Here is an 11,764-nt window from a genome sequence, read left to right as displayed (position 1 = left end):
CTTCAAGGAGGAATTCCATGTCTTCATTTACACACTTTAATGACCAAGGACGCGCGAAGATGGTTGATATAAGTGACAAAAAAGCAACCGTTCGAACAGCAATTGCGTGCTCTAGCATTGTCGTTACGAAAGAAATTTACGATAAAATCTCTCACAATGAAATTGGGAAAGGTGACGTATTAGCAGTTGCGCAAATCGCAGGCATTATGGCTGCGAAACGAACTTCTGATATTATCCCAATGTGCCATCCTTTACTATTAAAAGGTGTTGACGTTTCTTTCGATTGGAAACAATCAGAAGAACAATATCGTTTACTCATTGAAGTAAAAGTTAAAACAGAAGGTAGCACCGGTGTTGAAATGGAAGCTTTAACAGCTGCTTCGGCTACCGCTCTTACTGTGTATGATATGTGTAAAGCTGTCGATAAAGGTATGATTATCGGCGAAACGTACTTACTTGAAAAAACAGGCGGAAAAAGTGGAGATTATACGAGAAATTCATAATCCTTTCTCCGTTGAACCTAAAGGATTCCCTTTAGGTTCAACCTATATATCTTGCATATAAACTTTTCGCTACATTTATATCATTCGTCCCATGAATGAAAGCTCTGCCATCTGTAAATAAAACAAAACGATATTCTTCTACCGGAAACGACAATAAATAAGGTGTCGCCTTTATCTCTACGCTTCTTTGTAAGCGCTTTTTAATTTCTTCCAAATTAAAATTCTTCCGCACACCTGGACGAATTTGCACTGTATTTCGCCCACATAACACTTCTGTTTTCGTTTGTGCTTCAAATGTTAAACTCGGATATGTACGTAACCTTCCGCAAGATAAACAAGTATCTTTTTTCTGCCTATTCACTTTAAATGCCATCTGTTGATTATTCCAAAGATCAAATGATAACATCGTTTCACGAAGCGCTCCGTAGTCTTCTACTAATATTTTCAGCGCTTCCGTAGTTTGATGCGCAACTACTAATTGTACTGCCGGTTGTATAATACCAGCTGTGTCACATGTTGCTCCGCTCGCCGGATGCTCCATTAAACAGCGAAAACACGGTGTTTTCCCTGGTAAAATTGTATACGTTACTCCATAGCTTCCAACGCACCCACCATATATCCACGGAATATTATACTTTTGTGAAATATCATTAATGAGAAGACGCGTTTCAAAATTATCTGTCGCATCTAATATTAAATCTACATCATTCACTAATTCTTCCATTTCTTGCACCGTTACATCTGTCACAACCGGAGTTATTTCCACCTCAGAATTAATCGCTCTTAAATGCTCTGCTGCCGCTACCGCCTTCGGTTTATACTGCTTTGCATCTTCTTCTGTATATAGTTGTTGTCTTTGTAAATTACTCCATTCTACATAATCACGATCAGCAATCGTTACTTTTCCAACACCCGCTCTAACAATCGCTTCTGCATTTGCCGCACCGAGAGCACCAGCACCAATAATAAGCACATGCTTCTCTCTTATTTTTCTCTGCCCTTCTTCTCCAACACCAGAAAATAATATTTGTCTTGAATATCGCTCCTGCATGCGATAGCCCCCTTTCTTATCCTCCTATATAAGACATTTCGATTTTCGGACGATTTTTTGCACTTTCTTCTGTTCGTTCATCCGAATACCTATCTTTTCTATTCATCCATACATCTTGTATAACACTTAATAACTCCTCATCCGAAAGATTTCCTCTAAGAAGTTCTCTTACATCCAAACCCTCTGTCGCAAATAAGCACGTATAAAACTTTCCATCTGCCGAAATTCTCGCCCTCGTACAAGAGACACAAAATGACTCAGAAACAGATGTAATAAAACCAACTTCAACATTTGTTCCAACGTACCGATATCGCTTCGCAACTTCACCAAAGTAATGCGCTTCAGCTGGCTCAAGCGGATACACCTTATGAATCATCTCAATCAATTCTCGTTTTGTAACGACTTGATCAAAATTCCACCCATTTGTACTACCAACATCCATAAACTCAATAAACCGAAGCGTGATTCCTTGCTCTTTAAAATACGCAGCCATCGGTAGTACTTGATGATCGTTCATCCCTTTTTTCACAACCATATTTACCTTTACTTCCAAGCCCGCCTCTTTAGCTGCTATAATTCCCTTAATTACCGGTTTCGTATTAATATTTCGACCATTAATATTCTTAAATATGTCATCATCTATCGCATCTAAACTAACATTCACTCTATGTAATCCAGCTTCTTTTAATGCCTTCGCTTGTTTCGTTAAATGAATAGCATTTGTCGTTAACCCTATATCTATTAGCCCATCAATTTTCACAAGACGTGCAATAAGTTTTGTTAAATCTTTACGAAGCAGTGGCTCACCGCCAGTAAGTCTAATTTTCCGTACACCGATGCTAACAAATAATTTTGCCAAACGCTCAATTTCATCAAAAGTTAGTAAAAACTCGTCTTTCAAAAAAGCATATTCTGGCCCAAATATTTCCGCTGGCATACAATATGTACATCTAAAATTGCAACGATCAATGACAGATATACGTAAATCTTGAAGTGGGCGTCCAAAAAAATCTTTAACCATCTCCTGCATCGCCACCCTTCCTTTCTGCCAAATTTCTTTCTTTTCATTCTATTATAATATATTTTCGAACTGCGATGTTTTTGCTCAAGTGAATAAAGTGAAACTTTAAATAATTAGAGGGGATTCACTCCCCCTGGTTAACGAGGTTTACTTACAAATACAAAGATAAAAAAACCTTGAAACATAAAAGCTTCAAGGTTCTCTGCTTATTAACTTAATCTAATAATAGTCAGGGTAGCCCCTGGCGTTGCTGTAGATAATGTAGCTATTGCAACTACTCCAAATAACTGTAAGCTAACAGCAGCTCCAGCAGGCAAGTTAGCAATTATTGTTGCACTAAATGAACCAGTAGCCACTGTCGGGGCGTTTATCGTTCCCGCAAGCGGACTGCCATTTACAGTTATACGAGAACTTACAAGTAATCCTGCCGTTAAATTAATTGTATAAGCTATATAATAATTTCCTGCATTCGCAACTGTAAATACTGTATTTCCACCACTAACGGTTATTCCTGGACCAATATTTTGATTGTTCGGTAATGGTACATTCGTACCACCTAATAAAACGGAAATAGCGGTTCCTGATGTATTATTCGCAAATGCATACGTTGCAGTTGTACTAACTCCAGTCGCCCCGGTCGCTCCTGTGGCTCCAGCTCCGGTTGGACCTGTATCTCCAGTTGGACCTTGTGAACCGGTTGCTCCTGTAGCCCCCGTTGGACCTTGGATTCCTTGCGGGCCTTGAATTCCTTGTGGACCTGTCGCTCCGGTTGCTCCTGTAGCTCCCGTTGGACCTTGAATTCCTTGCGGGCCTTGGATTCCTTGGGGACCTTGAATTCCTTGGGGACCTGTCGCTCCGGTTGCTCCTGTAGCTCCCGTTGGACCTTGAATTCCTTGCGGGCCTTGGATTCCTTGTGGGCCTTGAATTCCTTGTGGCCCTGTCGCTCCGGTTGCTCCTGTAGCTCCCGTTGGACCTTGAATTCCTTGCGGGCCTTGGATTCCTTGTGGGCCTTGAATTCCTTGGAGACCTGTCGCTCCGGTTGCTCCTGTAGCTCCCGTTGGACCTTGAATTCCTTGCGGGCCTTGAATTCCTTGCGGGCCTTGTGGGCCGGTCGGGCCTATATCACCTTGCGGACCTTGGATTCCCTGTGGGCCTTGTGCCCCGGTTGCCCCTGTCGCTCCTTGGATTCCTTGAGGACCTTGTGGACCTTGAATTCCTTGGGGGCCGGTTGGACCTATGTCGCCTTGTGGGCCTTGAATTCCTTGGGGACCTTGTGCTCCAGTTGCCCCCGTTACTCCTTGGATTCCTTGTGGACCTTGAATACCCTGTGGACCGGTTGGACCTATCTCTCCTTGAACACCTTGGATTCCTTGCGGGCCCTGTAAACCCGTCACTCCGGTTGCTCCCGTTGCTCCTGTCGCTCCTGTCACTCCAGTTGAGCCTGTCGCCCCGGTATCTCCTGTTACTCCTGTCGCACCTGTTGCTCCTGTCGGGCCAGGTGGTCCACCTGATGGACCTGTCACTCCTGCCGGACCTGATGGCCCCGTTGGGCCGGTCGGTCCTGCTGGTCCTCCTGACGGGCCAGTCACCCCTGTTGGACCGGTTACTCCTGTTGGACCAGTAGTTCCTTCTCCCGTCGCTCCGGTTGCCCCCGTATCTCCTGTTGCTCCCGTCGGACCTTGTATCCCTTGAATCCCTTGTGGGCCTTGCACTCCTTGTGCACCTGTTGCTCCTTGAATCCCTTGTATTCCTTGCACTCCTTGTGCGCCCATCGGACCGGTTGGACCAATCGCCCCTTGTATACCTTGCACTCCTTGGGGGCCCTCTGGACCCGTTGCTCCTATTTCCCCTTGTATCCCTTGAATTCCAGTTGCTCCTTGTGCTCCAGTTGCTCCCGTTATCCCTTGCACACCTTGTATTCCCTGTATTCCTTGTGGACCTTGTGGGCCTGTTGCTCCTACCGGTCCTTGAATGCCTTGTATCCCCTGAGGACCCTCTGGACCCGTTGCTCCAACTGGCCCTTGAACACCTTGTATTCCTTGCGGGCCCTGAAGTCCCTCTGGGCCTTCTGGACCTGTTGGACCTATCTCTCCTTGTATCCCTTGGATTCCAGTTGGACCTTGTGGCCCAGTCGGACCTATGTCACCTTGCGGACCTTGGATTCCCTGTGGACCTTGTGCTCCTGTTCCCCCTGTCGCTCCTTGGATTCCTTGAGAACCTTGTGGGCCTTGAATTCCTTGTGGGCCGGTTGGACCTATGTCGCCTTGTGGGCCTTGAATCCCTTGCGGACCTTGATCTCCAGTAGCCCCCGTTACTCCTTGAATTCCTTGGGGACCTTGAACACCTTGGGGACCGGTCGGACCTATCTCTCCCTGCACACCTTGGATTCCTTGCGGACCTTGCAAACCCGTCACTCCGGTTGCTCCCGTTTCTCCTGTCGCTCCTGTCACTCCAGTTGAGCCTGTCGCCCCAGTATCTCCTGTTACTCCTGTCGCCCCGGTTGCTCCTGTCGGGCCAGGTGGTCCACCAGATGGACCTGTTACTCCCGCCGGACCTGATGGCCCCGTTGGGCCGGTCGGTCCTGCTGGTCCTCCAGATGGGCCTGTTACCCCTGTTGGACCGGTTACTCCTGTTGGACCTGTAGTGCCTTCCCCTGTCGCCCCAGTTGCTCCCGTATCTCCTGTTGCCCCCGTCGGACCTTGGATTCCTTGAATTCCCTGTGGACCTTGCACTCCTTGTGCGCCCGTCGCTCCTTGAATTCCTTGTACTCCTTGCACACCTTGGGGACCCATCGGACCTGTTGGACCAATCTCCCCTTGAGCACCTTGCACTCCTTGGGGACCCTCTGGACCCGTTGCTCCTATTTCCCCTTGTATCCCTTGAATTCCAGTTGCTCCTTGTACTCCAGTTGCTCCCGTTATCCCTTGCACACCTTGTATTCCCTGAATTCCTTGTGGACCTTGTGGGCCTGTTGCTCCTACCGATCCTTGAATACCTTGTATCCCCTGAGGACCCTCTGGACCCGTTGCTCCAACTGGCCCTGGCACACCTTGTATTCCTTGCGGGCCCTGAAGTCCCTCTGGGCCTTCTGGACCTGTTGGTCCTATATCACCCATCGGACCTTGTATTCCTTGAACTCCCTGTGGGCCTGTTGCTCCTGATGGCCCTGGTACTCCTTGTATTCCTTGTGGACCTTGATCTCCTGTTGCTCCTGTTGCCCCTTGTGGTCCTATAGCCCCTTGTATACCTTGCGGACCTTGATCTCCTGTTGCTCCCGTTACCCCTTGAATACCTTGAACTCCTTGTATTCCTTGTTCACCAGTTACTCCCGTCGGACCAGGAATACCTTGAATACCCTGCGGACCTTCTGGACCTGTTGGCCCAATTGGCCCTTGAATCCCTTGGATTCCTTGCAAGCCCTGTGCTCCCGTGCTTCCAGTAGGACCTGTACTTCCCGTTGCTCCTGTTACCCCTGTACTTCCTGTAGCTCCAGTATTCCCAGTTGCTCCAGTCGCACCTGTACTTCCACTCGGTCCACCGCCCGGACCTGTCGCACCAGTCGGCCCTGTCGGACCAGGAGGTCCTCCAGATGGTCCAGTTATCCCAGTTGGACCTGTTATTCCAGTCGGGCCTGTTATCCCCTGACCAGTTGCTCCCGTTAACCCCGTACTTCCAGTTAGTCCTTGTGCCCCTTGAATTCCTTGAGCTCCTTGAATTCCTTGAGGACCAGTTACCCCTGGCACTCCTTGCACACCTTGGATTCCTCGAGGTCCCTCAGGTCCAGTAGCTCCAATCGGACCTTGTAATCCCTGTACGCCCTGTATCCCCTGCGCTCCAGTTGCTCCTGTCGAACCAATCGGACCTTGAATTCCTTGCACCCCTTGTAAACCTGTCGCTCCTGTTGCTCCTTGTGGCCCCCTTAACCCTTGTGGTCCCTGCTGTCCTTCTGGTCCAGTTGCACCTATTGAACCAACTGGTCCTTGTATCCCTTGCACACCTTGAGGTCCTGTCGGGCCCATCTCCCCCATCGGACCTTGTAACCCTCTCGGTCCTTGAGGACCAGTTGGACCCCGTGGACCTGTTGGGCCAGTAATCCCTATACCTGTAAATCCAGTTGGAACAGGAGGGAAAGTAGGTCCAATAAGTTCGGGTGGAATTCTAAAATTAGAGCTTAACGAATTTTGCTTCCCATTATTATCACGTTTCTTCACACTTTCACCGCCTACAAACCGTCTTTTTCATAATAAATAAGCCTCTTCTTAATCTATTTACAAAAATAATTTCCAAGACTATTTTTATTTTAAATAATAAAAACTCCCTTAATTTCTTAAGGGAGTCCTGCAATTGAATCCATATTATCTGTATTAGGGACAGCTTGCGCTATACTCGATGTATTTACATTTTGCCCCATATTTGCTCCTGTTACAGTACCAGCAGGAGTGCCCCTTGTATACGTCGTCGTCACCGAATCTCCTGGCTGTAAACAAAGCTTTGTCTCCGTCCCTATTACAGTAACAACATCAATCCAAGTACACCCCATTGAACCACTATACGATTTCGAAGCAGTAAATGAAGTGTCTCTTAAATTATCGCCCGTAAATATATTTCCTGTATTATTAACGATAACAAACTCTTTTATATGTGCCGGCATACTTACACACTACCTTTCCTTTACGAACCTAACGTACGTGTACTTGTTGCTAATGGTGGAAGAAATACTGATGTTCTAATTACCGCTTCTGGCTGCCTTTTCCCATTTAAAAAAATAGCCGCACTCGCCCCTCCGGCACCCGCATACGCTTTTGATACGGCAAAAGGTGAGAGATCATAACAATCGCCAACATTAACAGCTCCTGTATTATTTATAATTTTTACTTTACGCATGTTAATTCCCATCTTCTCCATCCTCCTTTTATATACTGTATGCAAAAGAAAAAAAACTTGAAACATACTCGTTTCAAGTTTTTAACTATTTACTATTTACTATTTCGTTTCACCTTCATATTGAAGCATACCGCCGACCATGTTCACTGTTTTAAATCCTTGCTCATTTAAATAATGACATACATTTTCACTGCGCATTCCTGAACGACAAATAAAGATATATTCATTCTCTTTATTAAAGAAATCTACTTTATGTGGGATATCACCCATTTTAATATGTACAGCTTCTGGAATTTTCCCTGCCGCTACTTCTTCATCTTCTCTTACGTCCACTAAAAATAACGTTTCTCCATTTTCTAAACGCTCTTGCACTTCTTCTGTAGTAATTGTTTTAACTTCTGTCATATGTAGTTCCTCCTTATATACAATAAAACCTTTAGTTTCTTTTTCACAAACATTCTCTACCAATTTTAGCATGCAAAAGAAAGAACGCAAAGAATCGAAAAACTATTTCTCAATTTTCCCGCAAAACTTATTCTTTACAAACATAACTCTTGCATTGTATCCTCAATATACTTGTTTTATGAAAGGAGCCAATGAAAATGACACTTTCCCTTTTCATTATGGGCATCATTTTCTTAATCGCTGCAATTATTACTCTCAGTATGAAAAATAATAAAAAAATAAAATCCTCACAAGAAATGTCATTCTTATTTCTATTGCTTAGCATAGCGTTCTTTGGTATAGCAATAGCTACATATATTTTCCGTCTACAAATCATGTGAAAAAAGGTGCCTACTACAAACATTGCACCTTTTCCCCATCATTTTTCTTCTACACAAAACTAGATACTTTCCGATTCAAAAATTCATAAACTTTTTTTTCAAATAAATAAATATCAAGTGCTCCTGCCATATGCCCATTTATACTTTCTATCTCATATACTTCCGCATATTTCCCTTGTTTTTGCAAAATATCTACCATTTTATAATTATAACGAGACGGCTGAAGCAAATCTTGTTTACACGGAATCATAAGCACATTCGCTTCTATGTTAGAAAGAGATTCTTCTAGTGAAGAAAACCCATGTGCAATATCATGCAATAAAACTGCCTTCGCAGTATACATCCATGAATTTGCATCTACTAGCTCTAAACTTGTATATGTCGCTTTATTTATCTCTTTTTCAAATGATGTTAGTGTAGAAAACTTTTCATAAGGTTCTACCTCTATACTATTACGAGGAAATGTCATTTCATAAAAATGCTCATCAAACGCGTTCATAAACATCATTCTATTTGCTAAATGAAGCCCCTTTATCGGTTGCTGTTCTCCATATTTTCCATCTTTCCAACTTGGATCCAGTTGAATTGCTTCAATCGCATTTTGCGCTACGTTTACTGACGTAATAATTGGATTTTGTGGGTTCGTAATAACGCCAATCATCCGCTCTACCATATGTGGATAGTGAACCGCCCATTGTTGTGCAATCATTCCCCCCGCCGACGGTCCGATTACAGCGTGTAACCTTGAAATTCCCATACCTTTTATTAACTCATATTGCATACGAGCTACATCAAGAAATGTAAAAACCGGAAACTCCATAGCATATTCTTCTCCAGTTTCTGGATTAATTGATTTCGGTCCTGTTGTAATCACATATGGATTTCTCACCTGCACATTACAAAGATTATCCGTACATATAACAAAATACTTATTTGTATCAATTGCTTTCCCAGGTCCAATGAGCCCATCCCACCAACCAGACTCCTCATCATGCACTGTATATTTTCCCGCCGCATGACTTGTTGCACTAAAATAATGACAAACCAAAATCACATTTGACCTTTCTCTATTTAACGTACCATATGTCTCGTATCCCATTTGAACAGGAATTTCCCTGCCATTTTCAAACGTAAACTCTTTTAAAACAAACTTCTCTTTTTTTACAATTTGCATAGACTCTCCCTCTCCCCGTTATAGTATGAACTGCTTACTAAAGATTTTTTTCCATGCAACTAATCTCCTTCTTCTTTTCATAAATAAATGAATAATATACAAAATTAGCCACAAAATAGCACTATATTACAAGATTAAAGAGGGCATACATATGATTTGGAATTGGTTACGTAAGAAAAAAAAATTAAATAAACCAGAAGCAAACGAAAGAGATAACCAGGAGCAGCATTCTAACAATGAAGAGGATGATAACAAAGAACAGACTAGAAGTATAAAACATAATAAAGGTAAAAATAACGAGCAAAAAGATTCTTCTCAGGATAAACAACAAAGCGCTAAACAAGATGAATCTTCTCAGGATAAGCAACAAAGTTCTAAGCAAGATGAATCTTCACAGGATAAACAACAAAGCGCTAAACAGAATGATTCATTTCAAGATAGGCAACAAAGTGCTAAACAAGATGATTCATCTCAAGATAAACAACAAAGTGCTAAACAAGATGATTCATCTCAAGATAAACAACAAAAATCTAAACGAGATGAATCTTCACAGGATAAACAACAAAGCGCTAAACAGAATGATTCATCTCAAGATAGGCAACAAAGTGCTAAACAAGATGATTCATTTCAGGATAAGCAACAAAGCGCTAAACAAGATGAATCTTCTCAGGATAAGCAACAAAGCGCTAAACAAGATGATTCGTTTCAGGATAAGCAACAAAGCTCTAAACAGGATGATTCGTCTCAAGATAGGCAACAAAGTGCTAAACAAGATGATTCATCTCAAGATAAACAACAAAACGCTAAGCAAGATGAACCTTCTCAAAGTAAGCAACAAAGCTCTGGAGGTAATAGTATTTATGACTTTACAAAACCAGAAAAAGACCGTATTCATTCTCTACAAGATTTAATAGAGAAACTTAAAAAGTCTAGTGATTTTATTAATTACCATACATCTGACGATGAAACGATGCCTTATTGGATTTCTTACTATCGCCCTTCACTTGATGGGGAGAAATTACAAAAATATTTAATGCCTACTCTTTTAGAGAGACCTTGTACTTCGCTAGAAGAACTAAAAGAACATATTCCGATGAGTGGCATTACAATTACGAACGACTTGCAAAAAATTGAAGACATGGTTTTAAAGGGACATGCGATCATTCAATTGAATCAGCAAGATCAAAAATGTATGCTTGCAAACATTGCAATTGATAATTATCGTGCACCAACCCCTCCTTTAAACGAATCAACTGTTATTGGTCCGCAAGAAGGTTTCGTAGAGGCTATTGATACAAACATTAATTTAGTTCGAAAACGTCTGCCTGTTTTAGATTTACAAACAAAAGAAATGATTATCGGCGAGTTTTCCAAAACGAAAGTTGTCATGATGTATTTAGACAACCTCGCTGAAAAAGATAATGTAGATTTTCTCGAGGAATCATTACGCGCTCTTGAATATGATCAAATTAATGATAGTGCTTATATACAAGAATTGATGGGTGAAAAATCAATTTTCCCTCTATATATCAATACAGAACGTACTGATAGAGTTACAAAAGCGCTTATTGATGGGAAAATTGCTATTTTTGTTGATGGTTCTCCGAGTGTTTTACTAACACCGGTATCCTATTTCGATTTTTTCATTTCACCAGAAGACTATAACGTCTCCTGGATGTACGCTACATTTTCAAGGGTTTTAAGATTAATTGCCGTTCTATTTTCAATTTGCGCTACACCGTTATACGTTGCAGTTTTAAATTATCATTATGAACTTATTCCGAGTGATTTACTTGAAACTTTAATTTTATCAAGAGCACAAGTACCGTTCCCGCCTTTAATTGAAGCTCTCTTTTTAGAACTTGCAATTGATTTATTAAGAGAAGCCGGCGCAAGGTTACCGATGAAAGTTGGTCAAACGCTCGGTATCGTAGGGGGTATCGTAATCGGGCAAGCATCTGTACAAGCAGGTTTAACGAGTAATATTTTATTAATTATCGTTGCCTTATCAGCACTCGCTTCCTTTATTACACCTATTTATAAAATGGGTAATGCGGTTCGATTACTACGTTTCCCGTTTCTCATATTTGCAGAAATAGGAGGACTTTTCGGTATTTCACTTGGATTTATCTTTTTATTCACCCATCTGTTTAGACTTACTTCTTTACGCAAGCCGTACGCTTTGTTCTATCCAACAAGACAACAATCTGTTAAAGATTCTTGGATCCGTTTTCCTTTAACAATGATTGATACAAGAGATGTACAAGCAAGACCACAACATGTAAAAAAAGCTGCGAAAGGAATTTCAACAAAACATAGATCGGATTTTGATGATTAAGAAATGAG

At 42.5% G+C, this 11,764-nt stretch carries 10 protein-coding genes; 3 read left to right on the top strand and 7 right to left on the bottom strand.

Annotated elements, in window-relative coordinates; translation table 11 throughout:
* Positions 1–17 precede the first annotated feature (17 nt).
* On the top strand, positions 18–503 hold the full coding sequence (moaC, locus tag B9A45_RS05650; protein WP_000094146.1) for a cyclic pyranopterin monophosphate synthase MoaC: 486 nt from the start codon (positions 18–20) through the stop codon (positions 501–503).
* Positions 504–540: 37 nt separating this feature from the next.
* Here the strand turns inward: moaC and B9A45_RS05645 are convergent, their stop codons facing one another.
* The 6 genes from B9A45_RS05645 to B9A45_RS05615 form a co-directional block, all read right to left on the bottom strand.
* On the bottom strand, positions 541–1,554 hold the full coding sequence (locus tag B9A45_RS05645; RefSeq protein WP_001158106.1) for a molybdopterin-synthase adenylyltransferase MoeB: 1,014 nt from the start codon (positions 1,552–1,554) through the stop codon (positions 541–543).
* Between the two features lie 16 nt (positions 1,555–1,570).
* Positions 1,571–2,584, bottom strand: coding sequence for a GTP 3',8-cyclase MoaA (moaA, locus tag B9A45_RS05640; protein ID WP_001157117.1), 1,014 nt, complete (start codon positions 2,582–2,584; stop codon positions 1,571–1,573).
* A gap of 200 nt (positions 2,585–2,784) precedes the next feature.
* Complete coding sequence (locus tag B9A45_RS05630; RefSeq protein WP_084063920.1) at positions 2,785–6,786, bottom strand: BclA-related collagen-like exosporium protein; 4,002 nt, start codon at positions 6,784–6,786, stop codon at positions 2,785–2,787.
* Positions 6,787–6,902: 116 nt separating this feature from the next.
* A complete protein-coding gene (locus B9A45_RS05625) occupies positions 6,903–7,226 on the bottom strand; it encodes a hypothetical protein (protein WP_084063919.1) in 324 nt (107 codons plus the stop codon).
* A 20-nt stretch (positions 7,227–7,246) separates the two neighbouring features.
* Positions 7,247–7,471 carry a spore germination protein gene (locus B9A45_RS05620; RefSeq protein WP_000512596.1) on the bottom strand — a complete coding sequence of 75 codons (225 nt, stop codon included), beginning with the start codon at positions 7,469–7,471 and terminating at the stop codon, positions 7,247–7,249.
* A gap of 87 nt (positions 7,472–7,558) precedes the next feature.
* A complete protein-coding gene (locus B9A45_RS05615) occupies positions 7,559–7,864 on the bottom strand; it encodes a rhodanese-like domain-containing protein (RefSeq protein ID WP_000141207.1) in 306 nt (101 codons plus the stop codon).
* Positions 7,865–8,061: 197 nt separating this feature from the next.
* Here B9A45_RS05615 and B9A45_RS05610 point away from each other — a divergent pair, with 197 nt between their 5' ends.
* On the top strand, positions 8,062–8,244 hold the full coding sequence (locus B9A45_RS05610; protein ID WP_002101457.1) for a hypothetical protein: 183 nt from the start codon (positions 8,062–8,064) through the stop codon (positions 8,242–8,244).
* 49 nt (positions 8,245–8,293) lie between these two features.
* On the opposite strand, the gene B9A45_RS05605 is transcribed toward B9A45_RS05610, so the two are convergent.
* On the bottom strand, positions 8,294–9,418 hold the full coding sequence (locus B9A45_RS05605; protein WP_058839682.1) for a homoserine O-acetyltransferase family protein: 1,125 nt from the start codon (positions 9,416–9,418) through the stop codon (positions 8,294–8,296).
* 151 nt (positions 9,419–9,569) lie between these two features.
* Between B9A45_RS05605 and B9A45_RS05600 the strand changes: the two genes are divergently transcribed.
* Positions 9,570–11,756 (top strand): spore germination protein, encoded by a 2,187-nt coding sequence (locus B9A45_RS05600; protein WP_084063918.1) that lies wholly within the window; start codon positions 9,570–9,572, stop codon positions 11,754–11,756.
* The last annotated feature ends 8 nt before the right edge of the window (positions 11,757–11,764 follow it).

This window comes from Bacillus sp. JKS001846, assembly GCF_900176455.1.
Taxonomy (GTDB): domain Bacteria; phylum Bacillota; class Bacilli; order Bacillales; family Bacillaceae_G; genus Bacillus_A; species Bacillus_A cereus.
Note: the sequence above shows the minus strand (reverse complement) of the source record. Positions and strands in the feature narration are given on the sequence as shown.

Coding starts and splice junctions, on each gene's coding strand:
- moaC (WP_000094146.1), top strand. CDS start 18: ATGTCTTCATTTACACACTTTAATGACCAAGGACGCGCGAAGATGGTT.
- B9A45_RS05645 (WP_001158106.1), bottom strand. CDS start 1,554: ATGCAGGAGCGATATTCAAGACAAATATTATTTTCTGGTGTTGGAGAA.
- moaA (WP_001157117.1), bottom strand. CDS start 2,584: ATGCAGGAGATGGTTAAAGATTTTTTTGGACGCCCACTTCAAGATTTA.
- B9A45_RS05625 (WP_084063919.1), bottom strand. CDS start 7,226: ATGCCGGCACATATAAAAGAGTTTGTTATCGTTAATAATACAGGAAAT.
- B9A45_RS05620 (WP_000512596.1), bottom strand. CDS start 7,471: ATGGGAATTAACATGCGTAAAGTAAAAATTATAAATAATACAGGAGCT.
- B9A45_RS05615 (WP_000141207.1), bottom strand. CDS start 7,864: ATGACAGAAGTTAAAACAATTACTACAGAAGAAGTGCAAGAGCGTTTA.
- B9A45_RS05610 (WP_002101457.1), top strand. CDS start 8,062: ATGACACTTTCCCTTTTCATTATGGGCATCATTTTCTTAATCGCTGCA.
- B9A45_RS05605 (WP_058839682.1), bottom strand. CDS start 9,418: ATGCAAATTGTAAAAAAAGAGAAGTTTGTTTTAAAAGAGTTTACGTTT.
- B9A45_RS05600 (WP_084063918.1), top strand. CDS start 9,570: ATGATTTGGAATTGGTTACGTAAGAAAAAAAAATTAAATAAACCAGAA.